This is a genomic window from Brachybacterium massiliense (assembly GCF_900184245.1).
GTDB classification, from domain to species: domain Bacteria; phylum Actinomycetota; class Actinomycetes; order Actinomycetales; family Dermabacteraceae; genus Brachybacterium; species Brachybacterium massiliense.
In genome coordinates this window covers 728,880-750,559 of sequence record NZ_FXXB01000008.1, presented here as the reverse complement: position 1 = coordinate 750,559, position 21,680 = coordinate 728,880, and the positions used below count along the sequence as shown (strand labels likewise).

The following is a 21,680-nucleotide window of genomic DNA, read 5'->3' as shown; positions in this document are numbered from 1 at the left end:
CGGGTCAGAACAGGCCGACGGACTCCCCGGACTCGGTGACGCCCATGCGCAGGGCGGCCGGTTCCTTCGGCAGGCCCGGCATCGTCATGATCGCGCCGGTCAGCGCGACCACGAAGCCCGCGCCGATCTTCGGCACCAGATCGCGCACATGCAGCACATGCCCGGTGGGGGCGCCGAGCGCGGTGGGATCGTCGGAGAAGGAGTACTGGGTCTTGGCCACGCACACCGGCAGGGTGTCCCAGCCGTTGCGCTTGAGCATCCGCAGCTGAGCGGGGGCGCGGTCCTCGAAGACGACGTCGTCGGCGCCGTAGATCTCCCGCGCGAGGGTGCGCAGGGACTCCTCGATGCCGCCGGCCGGGTCGTAGAGGTGGTGGAAGTCGGGGGCGTCCTCCTCGATCGCGGCGAGCACCTGATCGGCGACGGCGAGGCCACCCTCGCCGCCCTTGGCCCACACCTCCGACAGCGCCGCTCGGAAGCCCTGCTCCTTCGCCCAAGCGAGGACTGCATCGAGCTCCACTTCGGTGTCGGTGGGGAAGCGGTTCAGCGCGATCACCGGCTCGATCCCGAACTTGCGCATGTTCTGCACGTGGCGGGCGAGGTTCGCGGTGCCCTCGAGCGCGGCCGCGATGTCCTCGGTGGCGAGGTCGCCCTTGGCCACGCCGCCGTGCATCTTCAGGGCGCGCACCGTCGTGACCACCACGCCGGCGTCGGGGGAGAGCCCGCCCAGCCGTGCCTTGATGTCCAGGAACTTCTCCGCGCCGAGGTCCGAGCCGAAGCCCGCCTCGGTGACGGTGATGTCCGCGAGCGAGAGCGCCAGTCGGGTCGCGGCCAGGGAGTTGCAGCCGTGGGCGATGTTCGCGAACGGGCCGCCGTGCACCAGGGCGGGGGTGCCGCCGAGGGTCTGGACCAGGTTGGGCAGCAGCGCGTCCTTGAGCAGCATCGTGATCGCGCCGCCCACCTGCAGATCGGCGACGGTCACGGGGGAGCGGTCGTACGTGAAGCCGACGACGATCCGGTCGACGCGGGCCTGGAGGTCCTGCAGATCGGTGGCCAGGCACAGCACCGCCATGATCTCCGAGGCCACCACGATGTCGAAGCCGTCCTCGCGGGGGACGCCCTGGGCGGGGCCGCCCAGTCCGATGACCGCCTTGCGCAGCGCGCGGTCGTTGACGTCCACCACGCGCTTCCATTGGATGCGGCGCGGATCGATGCCCAGCGCATTGCCCTGGTGGATGTGGTTGTCGATCAGCGCGGCGAGGGTGTTGTTCGCGATCTGGATGGCATGGAAGTCCCCGGTGAAGTGCAGGTTGATGTCCTCCATCGGCACCACCTGCGCATGCCCGCCGCCGGTGGCGCCGCCCTTGATCCCCATGATCGGGCCGAGCGCCGGCTCACGCAGGGCGACCATCGTGCGATGCCCCTTGAGCGAGAACGCGTCGGCCAGGCCCACGGTGGTGGTCGACTTGCCCTCACCGGCCGGGGTGGGCGACATGGCCGAGACCAGCACGAGCTTCCCTTCCGTGCCGCTCGGCGTCATCCTGCGCACATCGACCTTGGCCTTGTACGCGCCGTAGGACACGAGCGCCTCCGCGGGGACCCCCGCCGCCTCGGCGATCTCGGTGATGGGCGTGAGCGTCGCCGCCTGGGCGATCCGGAGGTCCGGGTTCTCGGATGACATCGTCGTCCTTCCTCGAGGGTCGGTGCCCGGACCGTTCCGGACGCACATGCTCCACAGCCTACGGGGAGCGAGGATCCTCCCGGGCGCCGGAAGCGTCGGCAACTGAGGGACTGGCGCGGGCACCGCGGGAGGTCGTGCCCCCGGGCGCGACGAAGCCCCCTGGCGGACCAGGGGGCTTCGTGGTGGTGGCTCCGACCGGCGTCGATCCGGTGACCTTTCGATTTTCAGTCGAACGCTCTACCAACTGAGCTACAGAGCCGTGGTCACGAGGTGACCGGGGTTCAGAGTACCAGCCGGGTCAGGTGTGCGACCAACCGGACCGGCGCGGTGTAAGGCACACCACGCCGGTCCGGCCGACGGGCCGCGCTCAGGAGACCTGGATGATCGCCTTGCCGAAGTTCTGGCCCCGCAGCATCCCTACGAAGGCCTCCGGCGCGCGATCCAGACCTTCGGTGATGTCCTCGGTGTGCTGCACCTTCCCCGAGGCGACCCAGTCGGTCATGTCCCGCAGGAAGTCCTCGAACATGGTGGGCACGAACTCGCGCTGGATGAAGCCGCGCAGGGTGAGGCTCTTGGAGAGCACCTCCCGCATCAGCTGCGCGCTGCGGTCCGGTCCTTCCGGGGCGGAGGTCGCGTTGTACAGCGCGGCGAGCCCGCACACGGGAACGCGGGCGAACTCGTTCAGCCGGGGCAGCACAGCGTCCCAGACCGCGCCGCCCACGTTCTCGAAGTACACGTCGATGCCGTCGGGCGAAGCCGCGGCCAGACGGCCCGCGAGCTCCGGAGCCCGGTGATCCAGCGCGGCATCGAAGCCGAGCTCGCGCATCCGCGCGACCTTCTGCTCACCGCCCGCGATGCCGATGGCGCGGGCACCGTGCAGCTTCGCGATCTGGCCCACGGCGGAGCCGACGGGACCGGTGGCCGCCGCGACGGCGACGGTCTCCCCGGGCTGCGGCTTCCCGATCGCGAGCAGACCCGCGTAGGCGGTGAAGCCGGGCATGCCCAGCACGCCGAGCGCGGTGGTGACCGGCACGGCCGACGGGTCCAGGCGCCGCAGATGCGCAGCGGATTCGAGGCTGTACTCCTGCCAGCCGCCGTAGGACAGGACCGTGTCGCCGGGCGCGAAGCCGTCGGCCGCGGACTCGACCACCTCGGAGACGGTGCCGCCCACGATCACGTCCCCGACCTCCATCGGCGCGGCATAGGACTTCGCGGCGCTCATGCGCCCGCGCACGTACGGATCCAGGGAGAGATAGCGGGTGCGCAGCAGCACCTGACCGGGGTCGGGGGAGGGGACCTCCACCACGTCGCGGGTGAAGTCGGCCTCGACGGGCTCCCCGTGGGGGCGGGAGGCGAGGCGGATGCGGTGATTGCGCAGTGCGGTGCTCATCCCCCGAGCGTAGGGGGAGAGGCGGGCTGCCGGGGAGGCCGACGCTTCGGGAGCACTGAGCCGACCGATCGGTGGTGCGAGAAGGGCGTGCGGGGCACGAAGCGCGCGGGTGGCGTGCGCCGGGCGCTATGCGCAGAGAGCAGGGAATGCGGAAGGCCCCGGAACGATGTTCCGGGGCCTTCTCTCGGGGGCGACCCTGACCGGGCTTGAACCGGCGACCTCCGCCGTGACAGGGCGGCACTCTAACCAACTGAGCTACAGGGCCTTGCGTCGTCTCCACGCTGACTGCTCGTTTCGACATGGATAACTCTACCGGAACATCTGGAGGCTCTCGACCAAACCTGCTGTGAGCCGCCTCGCACTCCGGTGCCTCCCGGTGCGCGCGTCTCCGCCGCACCGTGATGCGTACCCCCAACGGGATTCGAACCCGTGTCGCCGGCGTGAAAGGCCGGTGTCCTAGGCCACTAGACGATGGGGGCCTGGGCATGACTGCCCGAGGAGAAAGCATACCCACCGCGTGGCCTCCTCGCCGCACCTCGGCCGGGTGATGCGGTGCACGCGACACGGGCGGGGCATGGCGCGGGCGGGGCATGGTTCGATGGCTCCATGATCCGGATCAGCCGTGAGGAGTTCGAGGAAGCGGTCGACGACGCTCTCGATTCGCTGCCCGACGAGGTGGCCCGCGCCATCGCCCGGGCGAACGTCGCGATCCTGGTCGAGGAGGAGCCGCTGCCCGAGCAGTCCGGCGGTGCGGAGCTGCTGGGACTCTATGAGGGGATCCCACTGGATCAGCGCAGTGTGTTCGATGGTTACGCGCAGCCGGATCGGATCTTCGTCTTCCGCGGGCCGCTGCAGCGGCATGCCGTCTCCCGCGAGCACCTGGTCGAGGAGATCGCGGTGACCGTGCTGCACGAGATCGGCCACCTGTTCGGCATCAGCGACGACCGCCTCCACGAGCTCGGCTGGGGCTGACCGGTCGGCGCGGATCGGCCAGCGCTGACCGCCCGGCGCGGATCGGCCGGTGCCGGTGCCCGCTTCTGTTCCGGCAGTGCTGCTCGCTTTCCCGCGGCCATTCGACGTGAAGTACCACCGACGTGGAACGTTCTGTCGTGTGGCGGGCCGTCTGCCGTGTGGCGCCCCGGCGCGGCCGCCCCGCCCCGTCCCGCCTGCTCAGACCTGGTCGGCGTCGAGGTCGGTGAGGCCGGCCTCGTGGGCGATGATCGCGATCTGCACGCGGTTGCTGCAGTCGAGCTTCGCGAAGATCTTCGAGACGTGCGCCTTCACGGTCGCCTCGCTCATGAACAGCCGCATCCCGATCTGGGCGTTGGACAGTCCCGCGCCCACCGCGCCGAGCACCTCGGTCTCGCGGTCGGTGAGCTGCTCGAGGCCGGGGTGGCGGTCCTGGCGGGAGCCGGGGTTCGCCTCGGAGAAGTGGGAGAGCATGCGCCGGGTGATGGTGGGGGAGAGCATCGCGTCGCCGCCGGCGACCACGTGCACGGCCCGGGCGAGGTCCTGGGGCGGGGTGTCCTTGAGCAGGAATCCGCTGGCCCCGGCCTCGAGCGCCTGGAACACGTACTCGTCCATGTCGAAGGTGGTGAGCATGATGATCTTGGGCGGGGAGGGCAGGGCGCTGACCGCGGCGGTCGCGGCGATGCCGTCCATGCGGGGCATGCGCACGTCCATCAGCAGCACATCGGGGCGGTGCTTCTGCACGAGCGTCACCGCCTCGGCGCCGTCGTCTCCCTGCGCCACCACCTCGATCCCCGGGTCTGCGCCGAGGATCATCGCCAGTCCGGCGCGCACCAGGGAGTCGTCGTCGATCAGTCCCACGCGCGTCACGTCGCCGTCGGCCACGGGATCACCGCCCTCACTTCGAAACGTCCGTCGTCGGTGGGGCCCGACGTGATGGTGCCGCCCGCGTGCGTCACGCGGGTCTCGATGCCCGACAGGCCCATCCGGGCCCCGGGCAGATCCGTCGTGAACCCCTTGGGGAGAACATTACTGACCTCGATCACCAGCTCGGTGCCGGGCTCGCCGATCAGCGCCACCCGTGCCTTGGTGTGCAGGGCGTGCTTGTGGATGTTGGTCAGCCCCTCCTGCACCACGCGGTAGGCGGTGCGGGCCAGGGGGTCGGGCACCGGATCGTCGATGAAGTCGAACAGGTCCACGGCGATGCCCGCGTCCTTGGAGGTGGTCACCAGGCGGCGCACGTCCTCCCAGGTGGGCTGGGGCGCCAGCGGCGCCTCCTCCCCGTCGCCGCGCAGCACGCCCAGCACCTCCCGCAGCTCCGAGAGCGCGGTCGTGGCGGTCTGCCGGATCAGGCCGGCGGACTGCTGGACCTGCTCGCGGTCCAGGGTGGGGTTCACCTCGAGCGCACCTGCCTGCAGCGCGACCAGGGAGATCTTGTGCGCCACGATGTCGTGCATCTCGCGCGCGATGCGGGTGCGCTCGGCGCGCCGGGCCTGGTCCTCGGCGACGGCCCGGCCGGACTCCGCCTGCTCGGCGCGCTTCTGCAGCTGCGCCAGCAACGCTCGCCGGGTCGAGGTGTACATGCCGGTCGCGGCGGAGGCGGCGACGATGAGGGTCACCACCACCAGGCCGGTGAGGCCGATGAACGGGCCGAGCCCCATCCACAGCGCCATCGGCAGGGAGCCGGAGGCCACGGCCAGCAGCGCCACGAGGAGGGTGAGCAGCCGGTTCTGGCTGCGGGTCGCATAGCAGTAGGTGACGATGATCAGCACGGATAGAGACATCGCGGCGGCGTTGATCACCAGCAGCACGGGCAGCAGCCAGCGCCAGTGGCGGTGTCGCGGCAGCAGGGCGGCGCCGAGCGCGAGCACCAGCCCGGCGCGCCACAGCTCGATCGACGAGGTCGCGAGCCCCGCCTGCGCGATCGCCTCCGCCGTGACCACGGCGAGGAGCAGCACCTCCTGCCAGCGAATTCGCTTGGGTGCTCCCTGAACGTCCACGTGGCAACTGTAGCGGCGGACGATGCGCCGAGCGCTCCCGCCCGCGCGCATGCGGCCCGGGGATGGACGCAGGTCGCCCCCGGGATCGACGGAGGTCGCCCCTGTCCTCCCGCAGGGGGACGCGGCGCCCGACCTTCGTCGGCGCGCGCCTGACCGGGGGTCGGTGGCCGCGCCCGGGCGCGGAGGAGGAGCCTTCTGCCATGACCACCACGACCCCCTCCGCCGCCGCCGGACCCACCCTCGAGGTGCGCGGCGTGACCAAGCGCTACGGCGCCCGCGCCGCTGTCGACGACCTCAGCTTCGTGTGCCATCCAGGCACCGTCACCGGCTTCCTCGGCCCCAACGGCGCCGGGAAGTCCACCACGCTGCGCATCCTCACCGGTCTCGCCACGGCCGACGAGGGTGAGGCCCTCGTGGGCGGCGCCCCGTATCGCAGCCTCGCCCACCCCGCCCGCACCATCGGCGTGATGCTCGATGCGCGCGCCCTGCACGGCGGCCGCACCGGACTCGAGACGCTGCGTCTGACCGCGGCCACCGTCGGCATGCCGGCCTCCCGGGCCGACGAGGTGCTCACGATGGTCGGCCTCGCCGATGCGGGCCGCAAGCGCGTGGCCGGCTACTCCTACGGCATGCGCCAGCGCCTTGGCATCGGGGTCGCCCTGATCGGCGACCCGGCCGTGCTGGTCCTCGATGAGCCCGCCAACGGCCTGGACCCCGAGGGGATCCGCTGGATGCGCCGACTGCTGCGCTCCTTCGCCGACGCCGGCGGCACGGTGCTGCTCTCGAGCCACCAGCTGCGCGAGGTCGAGGCGACCGTGGACCGCCTGGTCGTCATCTCCCAGGGCCGCCTGGTGCGCGAGGGCACCCTCGAGGAGCTGACCAGCGAGTCCGGCACCCGCGTCAGCGCCCTCGATCCGAAGGCGCTGCGCGCGGCGCTGGACCGGCACGGGATCGCCTACGAGCAGCGCTCCGCCGCCGAGCTCGAGGTGAGCCTCGCCCCCGAGGACATGGGGCGTCTGGCGCTGAAGGAGCAGCTGGTGCTGACCTCCCTCGGCGCGAGCGACGGCAGCGGCCTCGAGGAGGTCTTCTTCGCCCTCACCGGACAGCTCGAGCAGAGCCCCGCCGGTACCGCGCCGGATGCCCAGCCCGTTCCCGTCCCGATCCGCTGACCGGCCCGCCCCACCAGGAGTTCCCATGCGACCCGATATCGATCTGCGCAGCTTCCTCGACACCCGCGGTGCCGCGATCCTGCTGACCCTGTCCCTGCTCGCCGTGCTCGGCTTCGCGCTGCTCGGCGGGCTGATCCAGCCCTCGCTGATGCCCGAGGGCACCTCCGACATCAGCCTCACCTTCTTCTTCCTGACCCTCCCGCTGAGCCTGATCATCCCGGTGATCACGGTGCTGATGACGGCGGGGGAGTGGTCCGATCACTCGATCCAGAACACCCTCCTGCAGCGCCCGGCCCGCCTGGCCGTGCTGACCTCGAAGGTGCTCGCCACCGCCGCAGTGTTCCTGGTGCTGGTGGCGCTGTCCGTCGGCCTCGCCGCCGCGACCACCTGGATCGGCGGGGAGCTGATGGGGCAGGGCGCGGTGTTCTCCACCGTCGACGAGGTCTTCACCAGCCATCTGGCGGTCCTCCTGGCCACGCTCCTGTTCTCCCTCGCGATGGCGATGGTGCTGCAGTCCACCGTGCTCGGCATGGTCGCCGCGATCGGGGTCCCCTTCGTGGTCTCCACCGCCGGGGTGATCGCGACGGCCTTCGGCTCCGAGCTGCTCTCCGACATCATCCGCGCCCTCGACCTGCAGACCGCCGCCATGGTCATCGCCGGCGGGGAGGGCACCGCCTTCGATCTGCTGCCTCTGCTGCTCCTGGTGGTCGTGCCCGCCGCGCTCGGCATCCGCCGCTGGGCGGTGCGCGAGGTCGGGTGAGCGCCCCGCGCCCCGCGAGCCCCGTCCACAGGGGGCACGAGCGGGGAGGGCGGGGCCTAGGATGGCCGGGCCCTCCCCGCTCTCTCGCGCCGACTTCCCCTGCACGGACATAGGAATCTCGAATGACCACTGCCGTCCTCCGCCCACGGCTCTCCGCCCGTCTCGCCGCCGCGGCGGCCGCCACGGTCCTCGTGCTGGGAGGGTGCACCTCCACCGATCCGGCGCCCGACGGCGACGGAGGCCCCGATGCCGGGCCCGGCCCGTCGGCCCCGCAGGAGGACGGCCCCCAGCTCCAGGAGCTCGGCACCTCCGCCGCGGCGGACCTCCCCTCGGACCCCGCCGAGGACCCGGCCTACGCCGCCTACTACGAGCAGCAGATCCAGTGGGGGCCCTGCGAGGGCGTGAACGATCCGGATCTCGAGTGCGGCACGATCACCGTGCCGCTGGCCTGGAACGATCCTGAGGCGGGCGACATCGAGATCGCGGTGGCGCAGATCGCGGCCACCGGTGAGCGGATCGGCTCTCTGGTCACCAACCCCGGCGGCCCCGGCGGCTCCGGCGTGAACTTCCTCGAGAGCCTCCCGCTGCTGGTCTCGCCCGAGATCAGCCGAGCCTACGACCTGGTGGGCTTCGACCCGCGCGGCGTGAACCGCTCAGCAGGGATCGAATGCCTCAGCGACCAGGAGACCGACGAGTACCTCGCCGCGACCGCGGAGCCCGGCTCGCCCGAGAGCGAGGAGTGGAGCGTGCGCATCGCCGAGGCCTGCGAGGCGAACTCCGGCGAGGTGCTGCCCTACCTCGACACCTACTCCGCCGCCCGTGACATGGACGTGCTGCGCGCCGCGCTCGGCGAGGAGCAGCTCGACTACCTCGGCTACTCCTACGGCACCTACCTCGGCGCCAGCTACGCCGAGCTCCACCCGGACCGCGTGGACCGCTTCGTGCTCGACGGCGCCGTGGACCCCTCCTTGTCGATGAACGAGTTCGTGGCGGGGCAGGCCGAGGGCTTCGAGCTGGCCACCGAGGCGTTCCTGGCGAACTGCCTCGAGGCGGGCGAGGGCTGCCCCTTCAAGGGCACCGAGGAGGAGGCGAAGCACCAGCTGCAGGCCCTGTTCGCCTCGATCGACGAGAGCCCGCTGGGCACGGGCGATCCCGAGCGGCCGCTCACCGGCGCGCTCGCCCGCTCGGCCGTGCTGATGCTGATGTACGAGGACGGCCTGTGGCAGCCGGGGCGCGAGGCGCTCACCTCCGCGATGAACGGCGACGGCGCGCCGCTGCTGCGCATCGCCGATCTCTCCGCCGAGCGCTCCGCCGACGGCACCTACCGCACCAACGCCGCCTTCGCGATCACCGCCGTGAACTGCCTGGACCACCCCGGCGTCGCCGACGAGGAGTGGGTGGCGCAGGAGGCGGAGCGCCTGGCCGAGGAGTTCCCGACGTTCGGGCCCTCGCTCGGCGGGGACGGCTGCGCCCACTGGTCGGTCCCGCCGCTGCGCGAGCCCGCCCCGATCGCCGCGGAGGGCGCCGGCCCGATCGTGGTCATCGGCACCACCGGCGACCCGGCCACCCCCTACGCCTGGTCGCAGAGCCTCGCCGAGCAGCTGGACGATTCCGTGCTGCTGACCTTCGAGGGGAACGGCCACACCGCCTACGGCCGCTCGGGCGGCTGCATCGAGGAGCAGGTGGACGCCTACCTCCTCGAGGACACCGTCCCCGAGGACGGACTGCGCTGCTGACAGCCCCGGCCAGAGCGCTGTGAGCGTGACGGGGATCGCTGTTCCCGGCTTTGCGCCGACCGGCGCAGGTCACGTACAGTGAACCGGTCTGCCACCTCCGGGTGGCGATGCCGCCTTAGCTCAGTCGGTAGAGCGATTCACTCGTAATGAATAGGTCAGGAGTTCGATTCTCCTAGGCGGCTCCGCAGGTCAGGCCCGGTTCTCCACCACGGAGGCCGGGTCTGTTTCATGCCCGAGATGCCCAACAGGTTGCCCATCCTGACAGATGGCCATCTCAGCATGCCTGTCGGAGCGGTCTCACCCTCCCGGCACACTGTCCCCATGACCGACTCCTGGCTGATCCGCACACCGCACGGCTGGGCCGAACCCACCCCACCGACCTGTGTCTGCGGGAGTGACCGGTACCTGATCGGGTGGCAGGCCTGCCAGTGCGGGGCCGGGCCGTTCACGGGCGGGCACCGGACCTGGGAGTGCCGTGACTGCGGTACCCGGACGCTCGTGGGGTGCGTCGGCCGGGTGGGGGCCGGGCCGATGGAGGAGTACGGAGTACGGACCGGGCGCACGGGCATGATGCGCCCGCAGTCACCGGACCGGTGTCGTGCCGAACCCGCCCCGCCCCGGCCGGAGCCCGGGTAACCTCCTGATGATGGTCACCCGCGTGCGCTCCGCTTCCATCTGTCTCCTTGCCGCCGTGGCACTGAGCGCGTGCGGTAGTGGGCCGGCTGACACCGGTACTTATGAGGGGTTCAACGACGCTCTCGAATCGGGTGCCACCTGTGCTGAGCTGTTCGAGATCCGCAACGAGTGGGATCCGAAGTCCTCGAAGGTGGTCCAGGCCAACGAGGCCCTGCGCGAGATCGGCTGCTACAGCTCGTCGTCGACGCGCACGGACACCTGAGCGCATGAAAGCGCCCCCACCCTCCCAAAGGAGAGTGGGGGCGCTTCGGTCGCAACGAACTACCTTTCGTCCTCTTCAGGCGATCTGGACGATCCTCTGCGCTCCGTCGGCGTATGAGACGTCTTGCTCTCTCGCTCCGGGAGGAACGCCTGGACCATCAGCATGACGGGCATCGTGATGAAGGCCGCGCCGAGCCACGGTTGGCGAAAGACCACGCCAGCAACGAAGGCAAGAACCATCGCGATCATCGCCAGAGCTGCTGCGGTGCGGCGGGACTTCGGAGCTTCATCGATCGTTGCGTCGACCACTCGGTCTCGACGCGCCGACTCATGGGTCGTGAACGACTCTGACATCTGCATGATCCGCTCGTGCCACTCAGGTCCGTAGCGCTCCCAATCCTTCGGAGCAGGCAAGAGGCCACTGAACGACTCGGAGCGCTCGATGGCGACCTGGGCGGCCACCATCGCGAGTTCAATTACGCGCTGGTCTGCTTCCGTGAGCTCTTCATCCGAGCCATCTTCGACGCGACTGAGTGCCTGCTGCTGGTCTTCCTCACGGTCCTTCGAGGCATCGGCTGAGTGCTCTCCAGCTCCTTGGCCAGGATCCTCAGCTTCCGGTCCCCGTTCAGCGAGATTGCCTTCATCCCCTTCGGAAGCTCCGGGAGCTGTGGAAAGAGGTTCGTGGTGGTCATCGTCACCCTCCGAGATCAACATGCCCGACTTTCTCTTCGGGGGCGCCCAGAACATGCGGTCGCATCCCCGGATGGACACAGAAACCCCGACCGTCCGTCGAGGTGATCGCAGTTTATGCATCTGTGAAACCCTTGGTCAATCGGGATGTTCACAGGTAGCGCGTCGACTGCCTGGAGATGACGATAGCGCCCCATCCCAGCCCGTCAGGGCCAGGATGGGGCGTTTCTTCATGCTCTGAGTTCAGTGTCGTGGTCGGCGTACCGGTTGAGGTCGTCCTCACGCTTGCACCACTCGGCGCTCGTAAAGTCCTCGTAGGTCGCGCCGCAGCGGGGACAGACGTACATCAGACGTCGTCCTTCGGTCGCTCGCCACGGACGCGGAGCCCGCGCAGATCGAGGTCGCCGATGACGACTTCCGGGTCAACGGTCCCGTTCACGACGATCGTCGGGGTGCCAGGGTCGTCCTCGTCGCGGCCATCGGGGATGGCGTAGCCGATCACCTTGTACAGGCCCTGGCCGAGCACCGCGACCGCGGCGACGGACAGGAGGATCGAGGAGACGATCTGGATCACGGAGTCGGGGAGCCCGGTGATCATGCCGAGCACGACCGCGGCCACGAGGCCGAGCACCGCGGCGACGATGATCGAGACGCGCTGGGTGCGCTTCTTGGACCATGCCTGGTCCTTGGCGGCCTGGACGATGGCGACCTGCGCGAGCGCGGCCAGGACGAGCACCGCACCAATCGGGGTGAGGGCAGTGGCAGTGGCGATGACTTCCGTCATGGGTGGGGTCTCTTTCTGGTGAGGGCCTCGAGGCGGGCGTAGATGTCGGTCAGGGCGATCGGTGGGGCGCCGTGGGCGCCGGCTTCCTCCCACTCGACGAATCGGCGGAGGTCGCGGGCGATGGACTCGAGCTCGGCGAGGACAGAGCGGAGCTCGCCGCGCACGGCCTCGAGGTCCTTCACGGTCTGCTCGAGGTCGGACTGCGTCTGGCCCAGCGACGTCTTCGTCTTGTCGAGATCGGCCTGGGTCTTCTCGAGCTGGAGCTGCGTGCCGTAGGCGATCTTGATCGCGACGACGCCCGGATCCTCGGCCTCGCGCACCTGCTCGTTCGTGACCGGCGCTGCGTCCGGCTCATCCCGAGGCGAGCGGCCGCGGACGGTGATGTAGGTGGTGATGATCCCGATGGCGGCGATGACGACGGCGCTGAGGGCCTGGATCGCGGCGTCACTCATCCATCCCCCTCTGCACTCGCGCCCTCACCTCGGCCTGCTCGACCTTCTGCCACAGCGCGAAGAATCTGGCGAGGATCGCGAGGGACAGGGCCGTGACATCCGCCGCGCGCGGTAGGTGACCGAGTCCCTCCGCGCCGACAGCCTGGAAAGAGACGAGAGCGTAGAAGAGGATCCCGGCCGCGACGGGCCCGGCGATTCTCCACTCCCACAGCGGCTTGCCGGCGAGCACTGCGACGACGCCCACCACGGCCAGGAGCTGCAGCAGCCCCCAGCCGAAGGTGAGGACGTCAGCGACCTGCCCGTACGAGCGGGGCGGGTGGTACAGCACCGCCGCGCCGGAGACGGTGATCCAGGAGTAGATCCCGACCCGGATCGCGTCCTCGGCGCGGGTGAGCCAGCGCAGCCTCCCCGGCGGGACGGGGAACGGGCTGGATGGCACGGGTCAGCCCTCGTCGTCCGGGGCGACAGTGATCGCGAGCAGCGCCGCGACGTCCTCGGCCGAGACGGACACGCCACCCTGCCGCGCGCCCTCGGCGGCCGCGGCACGCACAGCCTCGAGGTCGACCGACCCGCCGTCCGCGAGCGCGGTCACGGCGGCGGACAGGCCGGCCAGCTGGGTGGAGAGGCCGGCGATGGCGGCGTTCTGGCGGTCGCGCTCGTGGTCGAGCCACGCCATCTTGGTGCGCAGGGTGCTGGTGGTGCCGGCGCGGGAGCCCTGGAGGCGGATCGGTGCGTCGAGGACCTCGGCGGGGATGGTGGTGGAGAGTTCGTTGCGGAACTTCCGCATCTGGGCGACGTGCTCGCCGTCGGTGCGCTTCCCAGCGATTCCGGGCTCGAGCGCGCGCTTGATGGTCGCGAGGTCCTTGCTGATCTTGTCGAGAGTGGTCACTGCTGCCTCCAGATGGGTGCGTGTGGTGGGGCCGGGGCGGCCGTCCACCGGGGTGATTCCGAGAGCCTCCTGCGCTGCCCGCGTCGCGGCGGCGGTCTTGGTGTCGTACTTGCCGTCCAGCGGGCCGGGGTCGTAGCCGAGCGCCTTCAGCCAGGTCTGGGTCTTGTCCACGTCGGCGAACTCGGCGCTCGGCGAGGGTGACGGCTTCGAGGGGGTGCTCGGCTTCGACGCTCCTGCGGAGCTGCCCGTGAGGGACCCGTCGCGGATCGAGCCCATGATGAACGGGCCGGGGCAGCGGGTGGAGTTCCCGGACATCTCCCGGTGGCCCCACACGCCCGAGGACGCGCCGCGCTTGCGGAGCGTGGCCCGGAGTGCCCGGAACGCGGCCTTCGCGGCGGCGGTGAGAGGTTCGTTGTCGCCGACGATGAACAGCACGCCCAACGTCGTGCTGTTGTGGCCGTAGGTGTGGCCACCGACCCGATCACCGCGCAGCGAGTAGATCCGCCCCGACTGGCCGATCGCGTAGGAGTAGCCGATGTCCAGCCAGCCCAGCGAGTTCACGTGGTACGAGCGCCAGCCGCGCAGCCGCGCCGCTTCCTGCGCCTGCGTGAGCACGCCGACCGCTTTCCCCATAGCGGGGTAGTGGCAGACGATGCCGCGGACTCGCGACCACGTGATGCCGGTGCCGCGAGCGCTGGTCGACGACCACGCCGACCTCGGGAGGATCTTGTGCGCCATCAGTCCTCTCCGTCCTCGACTGCCGGCTCGTCTTCGATCGGCTCTTCCGGGTCGTCGTCGTAGATCTCAGGCGGATAGTCGCCGTCGGGGTGCTCGCCGTCGATCATCTGGTCGGCGGTGTCGTCCTCGATCGGCTCGTGCTCGTCTCCGTACAGCTCCTGCTCGGGCTCGGGCATGGGGGTCTCCTCAGGGATGTGCGGGCATGGCTGAGGCCCCGAACAGCAGTGCTGCGCGGGGCCTCAGAGGGTGCGGGGATCAGGTAGTGGGCGGAGGCTCCGGGGGGCCGTAGATCTCGGTGGCGATCGCGCTCCAGGTGTCGCCGATGATCCACAGGATCGTGTCGTCGTCGACAGGTCCGGCGTGACCGCACGCATCGCATGCAGCGTCGATCACGTCCCCGTTCGTTGCGAGGCGCAGCATGAACGGGTGCGCGACCGTGTCCGGGGCCGTGTATCCCGCGCGGGCGAGGACGCCAGCAGCGCCCTCCCATCCGACGCGCTCGGCGGCGGTGGTCCGGATCGCAGACTCCACGCGGGAGCGGAGCTGGGAGTTGGTGATGAGCGCCTGAGCGGCGAGCAACGACATAGTGACCTCCTGATCACTTGCGGAACGTGATTCTGATCTTCGCGCCGGAACCGTTGAACCGGGCGTACTGCTGAGCGGTCGAGTTCGTGGAGATCACGCCGATACCCTGCAGGCTGCCGTTGCGGAAGCCGTTGTGCAGCGAGGACGGGAGAGTGATCCACCTGCCGGTGTTCCGCTTCCAGCCTCGGACCGTCACGCGGGAGGTCAGCGAGTTGCCGACGTTCCCGTTGTGCGTCGCGAGGTTCACGTCCGCACCCGCGTGGTAGTACGAGTGGTTGAGGTAGACGTAGACCTCGATCTTCTCGACCGTCGCCCCGGACAGATCCGAGGTGAAGGACTGGAACTTCCACCCACCACGACGACGCAGCCGCGAGGGCCCACCCGCGTACAGGCCCTGCACCACATCCAGGTCGCTGGTCTGGTTGTCGTTGTTGTCGTAGGTGTGGAACGAGATCGAGGTGTACGTCTTGGTGTACCTCTTGACCTCGGGCTTCGGAGCAGGTGCCTCCGAGGATCCCTGCGCCGGCGTCCCGAGATGGAACCAGGACCGGCCGGTCGCCTGAATGGTCGGGCCCTCATCCCGGATCGTGATCCGGATCGGGTACGTGCTGGTCCCGATCAGGCGCGTGTCCACACCACCGGCCGAGCGGGTGCTCAGCGCGAACTTCCCCAGCCTCGGCGCGGTGCCGAAGCCGTTGTTGTCCTCGTGCGTGTCGATCCATCCGACCAGTGCAGGCACCGCCTCCGACGTGGTCGACCCCGCCGCGGACAGGAAGTGGCGGACGTAGGCGAGCATCGTGGACGGGCCACCGGCGTCGTCCTCGCCCTTCACGTCCGTGCCGTCCATCGTCCACCGCATCTGCTCCACGTACGGGACCACTGCGTTCGTGCGGGTCCGGACGAAGTGCTGATCCACGGTGATCGAGTAGCGACGGTTCGGGAGGAGCTCCGCCTCAGCCTGCAGGCGGACGATCTCCCTACCCGACCCGTCCCACGCGGACGAGGATCCCTCGTAGGTAAAGCCCACGACGCCCTTCGGGTAGGGGTCGAGCCACTCCTCCAGGCCCTGGCCACCGACCGTGAGCGTCTCGACCTCGGCCGAGGGAGCCTGCACGCCCTCCGGGGACATGGTGGTGTCGCCGATGGCGAGGAGGTTGTCACCCTCGCCGGGGCCGATGCGGACCATCTCGTACTGGACCCCGTCTGGGTCCAGGCCGTACTTCACGACGCCGTCGCGGTCGATCTCGACCCGTTCACCGGTCGGGTCGCCAGCGACGATGCGGAGCATCCGCGCGAGTGACGCGATGATCGCCGCGGCCTCCGGATCATCCGGATCACCCGTCGCGACCAAGTTCTTGAACGCGACCGGGCCAGTGAACACGGCGCCCTCACCGCCGACGAGCAGCTGCCCGGTGACGTTGAGGTAGTCCGCGAACGCCTCGCCGACGAGGCGAGCACCCTCGATATCGGCCTGGTCCTCGACGATCAGATGCCCGACCTTCAGCTTGATGATCTCCGCGAGCGACGCAGCGAGCGCTGCCTCGTCCGGATCATCCGGGTTGCCGGTCAGGAGGATCTGGCGGGCCTTGATCGCGCCGGGCACGATCAGCGAGGTGTCGATCGCGCGGCGCATCTCGAACCCAGCGAACCGCTGCCAGCCCGCGGTGGTCGTGCCGTTGGTGTGGTTGCCGTAGATGTTGAGCTGGACCTCGGTGACATCCTGCGGGATCGTCACCTGGCCCTCGAACCGCACCCACTCCTGGGACTGGGTGACCTGGTTCGAGATCACGTACGGGCTCGTCTGGCCGTTGCTGTTGAGCTGGACGTAGAACCGCTTCCCGGCCCGGTCCGCCCACACGTACACCGCGAAGTAGTACGTCTCGCCCGGCATCACCGCGAACCGGGCGGAGCCGCGGTTCGCGCGGCCGTTGATCCCGATCGAGCGGGGCAGCCCGGGCGGGGCCATCGCCATGATGCCCGTCGCGCCGGGCCAGCCTCGCAGCGTCGACAGCTGCTCACCCGTGGTGGTGTCGCGGTCGAAGATCGCGAGGTTCCCGTTCGGGATCACGTTCGCGCCCGAGCCGAGGATGATCTCCTCGAAATAACCGCGGGCGGCCGCGATCTCCGGGGTGACGATGTCCTCGATCACCGTGGCGCGCTGCAGCAGCGCATCCTCGGTCACGATCAGCCGCTTCGCCGCAGCGTCCATCAGCTCCGCGACCCGCGCCGAGAACTCGCCCGTGATGTCGAGGCGGTCGCCAGAGAGGTCACCGAATGTGCCGGTACCGATATCCACGGCGGGCAGCATGGTGGTGTCCATGTCCAGGCGACGCCACTGGGCTCCGTCCCACCGCCACGTCTGCACCAGCCGCACATCGGTGACGCCCTCGTGGTTGGTGGTCAGGCCGTACTGGTGCCAGCCCGCCCCATCGGGCATGTCGACCCCGTCAGCAGGGGTAGGAGCGCGATCAGCGAGGCGGGCCCCATAGCGGGCCTCGGCCATCGCCTCACCCGCCGCAGCCGCAGCGGCATCAGCAGCAGCGTGGGCATCAGCGGCATCAGCAGCCGCCCGCACGGCTGCGGCGTCCGTGACCGCCACCCACTGGGCAGCGGCCGGGTCCCAGGTCTTCGGGATGTTGCCCGGCACCTGGGCGCCGTCGACGACAACAGGGCGGGTGTCGATCCACAGCACGCCCTGCTTGCGCATCTCCGCGACCGGCGCGACGGACTGGATGAAGACGTTGGACTTGTCAGAGACCATCTCGCCCAGCACGGCCTCGAGAGCTTCATCCGCTTCGGTCGCCGCGATCCCTGCGAGACGGACCGCCTCCTCCTGAGCGGCTTCAGCCTTCTCCTGGGCGTCCTGCGCAGCCCATCTCCGGATCTGCTGCTCCGTCACCGCGATCTGCGGGTCCGTGACCAGCTCCCAACACTCACCATGAACCGTGATCCGCTTCGGCGCCTCCGCGCCCGGCTCGACGTACTGACCGAGCCGGGCCGTACCGAGCCGCAGAGGCAGGATCGACGTGGTCACCAGCGATCACCCTCTCTCATCTATCAGCCAAGTGCCGTCCAGTAGCCCGCGTAGCGGATGCTCACTGCGGGGCCTCCTGGTCGGTGGTGAGCGCGTCGGTCACGCGGGCGAGCAGGTCGTCACGGTCACAGCCCGCCGCAACCGCATCACGCGCCATCGTGGCGAGCTGGTCGGGGAGCTGCGCGAGGTTGGCGCGCCGCTCCTGCTCGGTCAACACAGCGATACGGTGCGCGTCGAGGTCGTCATCGGTTAGCGTTCTCAGGTCCATGTCTGCTCCTGTCAGGCCGGGTCGCCGGGGAGGGTGCTGGGCCAGGGGTCGGCGGTGATCCACATCGCCGACGCGGCATACGCGCCCGACGCCGGGCCGGGCGTGGCAAAAATGGTCGATCCGCTCGTCTGTACGAGGAGGCGCGCGGCCGAAACTGCACTCCCCCCGATCAGCGTGGCGTTCACCTCCTGGGCCGGGCGGAACCCGACCGGGATGGGGCGCTGCGGGGTCGAGGACGCCCCGCTCGCCGCCGCGAGGACATTCACCACCGACAGCATCACTAAAGGCCCCGTGCGCATGATGGAGCAGCGCATACCTGCGCGGGACTGCCACACAGTGCCGTCGATGAGGTCGATGACGCGGACGCCAGTAGAAGCCCCCAGCGCATCAAGAGCCGCCTGTAGGCCGGTCACGTCGGAGACGGGGTGCTGGTGCGCGGTCGGGGGGCGGGCGTCCGAAAGCCGCGGGTCGGTGGTGTCCGCCTTGCCGTCGAGGTCCGCATCCGTGGCCTCGATCCCCTGCTCGATCCGATTCAGATCCTCAGCTGTGACCAGCTCACCATCAGCCCACGAGCGTGGTGTGTACGTCATCAGGCAACCCCCTCTTCACATTCGATACGGACATACAGGTGGCCGGATGGCGACACCCAGTGCGCGCCCAGCGGAGAATCCGGCTCCGGGACGGGGCCGCGCTGCGTTTGCAGCTCAGCACCTGATAGTCGCCGCACGGTCTCCTCGACGGCGGCCTCCGTATCGACGACACGACGATCCAGACCCGACAGGCGATCCTCAGCGGTATCCAGACGCCCTGCCGCCTGCTGAACGACCTTCTCCGCGTCGCCGATCCGCTGCAGCGCCGCGGTGAGACGCTCGTTCGCGAGACGGTCAGCTTCCTCGAGCTCCGCCACCACCGCCGGCAGCGTCTCCTCCTCCAGGCGGGTCAGGTCCTCCCGCGTCTGGACGACGTTCGCCGCGGCCTCCTGCAGCTCGAGCTTCGCGGCCTCGAGCTCCTCCTCCGCAGCCTCGATCCGCTCCTGCGCCTCGATGAACAGCTGATCCGCAGGGGGACCCACCACCACGCTGAACGGGGAGGTGAGAGGCGAGTGGCGCGGCACCAGCGTCCGGATCCTCGCCGAGACGTACCGAGTGCCATGCTCGGCGCCGATCGACACGGTGCCGCCATCCCGATTCGAGATCGACCCGGCAAGAGCGCCGTCGATGAGGACCTCGAGCGCATCGAAGTCCAGTGGTGCGGCGCCGTGGGCGTAGTCCCCGGTCCAGGTGATGTTGATCAGTCCGGGTCCGCCCGTGGCGGACACTCCCACTGGGGGCGAGGGGATGGGCCCGCCGAGGGGCGGTGCGCCCCATGTCCCGTCCGCCTGCTTCCCGATCCTCGTGACGAGGTTGCCGTCCTTGTCGTAGACGGGCAGGCCGTGGTCGTCGATCGAGGAGTGGGCCATCTGGGGCACGGTCTCGAGGTGCTTGAGCCGCTCGTCCATCTGGACCAGCTGCCGGGCGAGCTTCCGCGTCTGCGGATCAGCCACAGGGGGACCTCCTATGCGGGGATGACCGCGAGTATCGCGGTGGCCGGGTCTTCGACGGGGCGGGTGATCTCGACGATCCGCACCCAGTGGTCCAGCACCGCACCGGTCAGAAGTGGGCCGGCGATGTGGATGGTGTCGCCCGGTCCGAGCTCGTCGATGCGGGCGTGAGGGGAGTCCCAGACGGTCAGGTCGGTGACTTCCCCGTCGGCGGTGCGGGCGGTCAGCTCCTCGCGTGCACGCCGTGTTGCGGCCGCCTTGGAGCGGAGGGACTTGTCCGCCAGGACCGCGACGCGGCGCAACCTGGTCGGGGCATCGGGGACGTGCGCGGTGATCGCTGCGCGACCCTCCCCGGCGCCGATCATCAGTACCTCGGAGGCGTACGCATCCTCATCGAACCCGAGCGTCGGGAGGACGGCGAGGTTCTCGGTGGTGTGGAACCGCATCTGCGCATGCCTCGTCCCGATCGCGGGATGGCCGAGCTGGAGGCGGTGCACGATCTGCTCCCCATCCCAGGCCGTGTGCTCGAGGTAGTCGAACGGGGTAGAGGCGGCGAGGTCGTCGATCGTCTTCGCGAGGTCCTGCGCATCAACCGGATTCAGCCGGAACGGGCCCGTCTCGAAGCTGACGTCGTCACCGGTGCTGGTGGTGAACTCGACCTCGCGCTCCTCCTCACCCACCCTGACCGGGGTCGTGAGAGGGTCGACCGTGAGGTGGAGGTTCCCGCCGGGCTCGGCCTGGAGGTGGGTCCAGATCTTGCGGACGATGTCGAGGGGATCAACGTCGATCAGGTCCTCCCGCGGGGCGAGCCACGGCATCCCCGCCGCATACCCCGTGATGCCGGTGCAGCCGACACGGATCTGCCGATCAGCATGCTCGACGGTGGTGACGATCCCGCCACCGTGGAAGGTGCCGGAATCCTCGACCCACAGCGCGCTACCCCACTCCCGGACGGGGAAGCCGTACCCCTCGGGCAGGGCACCGTCCAGGCCGCCCGGCCCCGAGAGGGCTCGCGTCGCCTCCGCACCCGACAGCGGCACCGCCCAGTCCAGCACCCGGCCCGAGGGCAGCTCCTGCAGCAGCACCCGGGCACTCATACGGCCGTCTCGTAGAACTCGACATCCAGCGACACCACCGACAGGGAGTCGAGGACGGGGAGGGAGTCGTCATTGTCAGAGGAGATGACGCGGCCTCGCATGGAGAGCATCTGATTCGTCGCACCCCGCAGACCAGCCGGTACAGCACGATCCGCGCCGGTCATCCACGACTCACGAGCATTGCCGACCGTGCCGGACGCGAGGTCCCACGACGTCTCCTGCGTGTCGATCCCGGTCCCGTCGTACTGCGACCCGATCCGCGCCCACACCCGGCCCCACGCGTTCGCGGAGCCGCGGCGGATCAGCACACCACCGGCCTGGCCGATGATCCGCACGCGCTGCGCCCACTCGGGCACATCGATGCGCCAGCCCGTGATGGTGTCCGGGTTCGGCCACCAGTCACCGATGTCCCGTCGGTTCACGATCCGCACGATCCCGTCCGCCTGCGTCATCGGATGTACGTACAGGTGGCGTTCCTTCCGTGGCTGCGCCAGGGCGCGCAGGTCCGTGATCATCCCGGCCGTGACCGTGCCCGTCGACGCCGGCAGCGTGATTCGAGCAAGAGCGATCGCGGGGTAGGACAGGCCCAGCTGCGCCGCCGTGCGGGTGTTCGCCGGCACGCCCCGGATCACCTCGAGCTTCGCCGCCTCGAACGTGGCGGGGTCGAACGCCCCACCACCGTAAGTCGGGTCATCGACCCGGGCCACGACCAGGTCCGTGCGGGCGCCGGCCGAGCCGGTCGCCTGAATCGGCAGCTGCGTCTGCGACGGCGCACGCACCGCGTACGTTTGCGCGCCACCACCGCCGTAAGAGTTGCGGATCAGCGCGTTGCCGGGCGCGACCGCGACGTTCGTGCCCGGCACCGCGGTCGGCGTGACCTTGAAGTCCCCGGCGTTCACCAGACCCTCCGCACCCGACGTCGCCGCGGCGAGCGCCGCGCGCATCACCTCAGCGGAGTGCTCGAAACCCCCACCTACGAGGTAGGGGACGCGTTCCATTGCCAT

General features: G+C 70.0%; 22 protein-coding genes and 4 tRNA genes. 6 read left to right on the top strand and 20 right to left on the bottom strand.

All coding sequences use genetic code 11. The features are described from left to right. Positions 1-4 precede the first annotated feature (4 nt). From BN4251_RS13510 to BN4251_RS13490, 5 genes are all read right to left on the bottom strand, one after another. Positions 5-1,678, bottom strand: coding sequence for a formate--tetrahydrofolate ligase (locus BN4251_RS13510; protein ID WP_087485581.1), 1,674 nt, complete (start codon positions 1,676-1,678; stop codon positions 5-7). A gap of 183 nt (positions 1,679-1,861) precedes the next feature. Next, positions 1,862-1,937 (bottom strand) — tRNA-Phe (locus BN4251_RS13505). A 108-nt stretch (positions 1,938-2,045) separates the two neighbouring features. After that, positions 2,046-3,068: an NADP-dependent oxidoreductase gene (locus BN4251_RS13500; protein WP_087485580.1), complete on the bottom strand. Its 1,023-nt coding sequence runs from the start codon at positions 3,066-3,068 to the stop codon at positions 2,046-2,048. A gap of 191 nt (positions 3,069-3,259) precedes the next feature. Then, positions 3,260-3,333: transfer RNA gene (locus BN4251_RS13495), tRNA-Asp, on the bottom strand. Between the two features lie 141 nt (positions 3,334-3,474). Further along, a tRNA-Glu gene (locus BN4251_RS13490) sits at positions 3,475-3,547 on the bottom strand. A gap of 127 nt (positions 3,548-3,674) precedes the next feature. Between BN4251_RS13490 and BN4251_RS13485 the strand changes: the two genes are divergently transcribed. Next, positions 3,675-4,040 carry a metallopeptidase family protein gene (locus tag BN4251_RS13485; RefSeq protein WP_087485579.1) on the top strand — a complete coding sequence of 122 codons (366 nt, stop codon included), beginning with the start codon at positions 3,675-3,677 and terminating at the stop codon, positions 4,038-4,040. A 198-nt stretch (positions 4,041-4,238) separates the two neighbouring features. On the opposite strand, the gene BN4251_RS13480 is transcribed toward BN4251_RS13485, so the two are convergent. Next, on the bottom strand, positions 4,239-4,922 hold the full coding sequence (locus tag BN4251_RS13480) for a response regulator (protein ID WP_212647617.1): 684 nt from the start codon (positions 4,920-4,922) through the stop codon (positions 4,239-4,241). After that, the gene (locus BN4251_RS13475) at positions 4,904-6,037 is read right to left on the bottom strand and encodes a sensor histidine kinase (RefSeq protein WP_245810354.1); all 1,134 of its coding nucleotides are present in this window, start codon (positions 6,035-6,037) and stop codon (positions 4,904-4,906) included. Before BN4251_RS13475 ends, BN4251_RS13480 begins: the two co-directional genes overlap by 19 nt. Positions 6,038-6,237: 200 nt before the next feature. Between BN4251_RS13475 and BN4251_RS13470 the strand changes: the two genes are divergently transcribed. The 5 genes from BN4251_RS13470 (at position 6,238) to BN4251_RS13450 (ending at position 10,600) form a co-directional block, all read left to right on the top strand. Next, positions 6,238-7,206 carry an ABC transporter ATP-binding protein gene (locus BN4251_RS13470; protein ID WP_087485577.1) on the top strand — a complete coding sequence of 323 codons (969 nt, stop codon included), beginning with the start codon at positions 6,238-6,240 and terminating at the stop codon, positions 7,204-7,206. 25 nt (positions 7,207-7,231) lie between these two features. Beyond that, on the top strand, positions 7,232-7,966 hold the full coding sequence (locus tag BN4251_RS13465; protein WP_087485576.1) for an ABC transporter permease: 735 nt from the start codon (positions 7,232-7,234) through the stop codon (positions 7,964-7,966). Between the two features lie 122 nt (positions 7,967-8,088). Next, positions 8,089-9,702 carry an alpha/beta hydrolase gene (locus BN4251_RS13460; protein WP_087485575.1) on the top strand — a complete coding sequence of 538 codons (1,614 nt, stop codon included), beginning with the start codon at positions 8,089-8,091 and terminating at the stop codon, positions 9,700-9,702. Positions 9,703-9,811: 109 nt separating this feature from the next. Further along, positions 9,812-9,884, top strand: a tRNA-Thr gene (locus tag BN4251_RS13455). Between the two features lie 461 nt (positions 9,885-10,345). Beyond that, the gene (locus BN4251_RS13450; RefSeq protein WP_087485574.1) at positions 10,346-10,600 is read left to right on the top strand and encodes a hypothetical protein; all 255 of its coding nucleotides are present in this window, start codon (positions 10,346-10,348) and stop codon (positions 10,598-10,600) included. A 59-nt stretch (positions 10,601-10,659) separates the two neighbouring features. Here BN4251_RS13450 and BN4251_RS18050 read toward each other — a convergent pair whose 3' ends face one another. From BN4251_RS18050 to BN4251_RS13385, 13 genes are all read right to left on the bottom strand, one after another. Next, the gene (locus tag BN4251_RS18050; RefSeq protein ID WP_140398446.1) at positions 10,660-11,313 is read right to left on the bottom strand and encodes a hypothetical protein; all 654 of its coding nucleotides are present in this window, start codon (positions 11,311-11,313) and stop codon (positions 10,660-10,662) included. 322 nt (positions 11,314-11,635) lie between these two features. Next, a complete protein-coding gene (locus BN4251_RS13435) occupies positions 11,636-12,073 on the bottom strand; it encodes a hypothetical protein (RefSeq protein ID WP_087485571.1) in 438 nt (145 codons plus the stop codon). Then, positions 12,070-12,525, bottom strand: a complete 456-nt coding sequence (locus tag BN4251_RS13430) for a hypothetical protein (RefSeq protein ID WP_087485570.1) — start codon at positions 12,523-12,525, stop codon at positions 12,070-12,072. The genes BN4251_RS13435 and BN4251_RS13430 overlap by 4 nt, the downstream gene beginning before the upstream one ends. After that, complete coding sequence (locus BN4251_RS13425) at positions 12,518-12,964, bottom strand: hypothetical protein (RefSeq protein ID WP_087485569.1); 447 nt, start codon at positions 12,962-12,964, stop codon at positions 12,518-12,520. Before BN4251_RS13425 ends, BN4251_RS13430 begins: the two co-directional genes overlap by 8 nt. 3 nt (positions 12,965-12,967) lie before the next feature. After that, complete coding sequence (locus BN4251_RS13420) at positions 12,968-14,152, bottom strand: peptidoglycan-binding protein (protein ID WP_087485568.1); 1,185 nt, start codon at positions 14,150-14,152, stop codon at positions 12,968-12,970. Next, complete coding sequence (locus BN4251_RS18350; RefSeq protein ID WP_170931967.1) at positions 14,152-14,328, bottom strand: hypothetical protein; 177 nt, start codon at positions 14,326-14,328, stop codon at positions 14,152-14,154. The genes BN4251_RS13420 and BN4251_RS18350 overlap by 1 nt, the downstream gene beginning before the upstream one ends. Before the next feature lie 79 nt (positions 14,329-14,407). Further along, a complete protein-coding gene (locus BN4251_RS13415) occupies positions 14,408-14,737 on the bottom strand; it encodes a hypothetical protein (protein WP_087485567.1) in 330 nt (109 codons plus the stop codon). A gap of 13 nt (positions 14,738-14,750) precedes the next feature. Continuing rightward, positions 14,751-17,771, bottom strand: coding sequence for a carbohydrate binding domain-containing protein (locus tag BN4251_RS13410; protein WP_087485566.1), 3,021 nt, complete (start codon positions 17,769-17,771; stop codon positions 14,751-14,753). Between the two features lie 61 nt (positions 17,772-17,832). Then, positions 17,833-18,039, bottom strand: a complete 207-nt coding sequence (locus BN4251_RS13405) for a hypothetical protein (protein ID WP_087485565.1) — start codon at positions 18,037-18,039, stop codon at positions 17,833-17,835. Positions 18,040-18,050: 11 nt separating this feature from the next. Continuing rightward, on the bottom strand, positions 18,051-18,629 hold the full coding sequence (locus tag BN4251_RS13400; RefSeq protein ID WP_087485564.1) for a hypothetical protein: 579 nt from the start codon (positions 18,627-18,629) through the stop codon (positions 18,051-18,053). Continuing rightward, positions 18,629-19,582, bottom strand: coding sequence for a hypothetical protein (locus BN4251_RS13395; protein ID WP_087485563.1), 954 nt, complete (start codon positions 19,580-19,582; stop codon positions 18,629-18,631). Before BN4251_RS13395 ends, BN4251_RS13400 begins: the two co-directional genes overlap by 1 nt. A gap of 11 nt (positions 19,583-19,593) precedes the next feature. After that, a complete protein-coding gene (locus BN4251_RS13390) occupies positions 19,594-20,676 on the bottom strand; it encodes a hypothetical protein (protein ID WP_140398445.1) in 1,083 nt (360 codons plus the stop codon). Beyond that, complete coding sequence (locus tag BN4251_RS13385) at positions 20,673-21,680, bottom strand: hypothetical protein (protein WP_140398444.1); 1,008 nt, start codon at positions 21,678-21,680, stop codon at positions 20,673-20,675. Before BN4251_RS13385 ends, BN4251_RS13390 begins: the two co-directional genes overlap by 4 nt.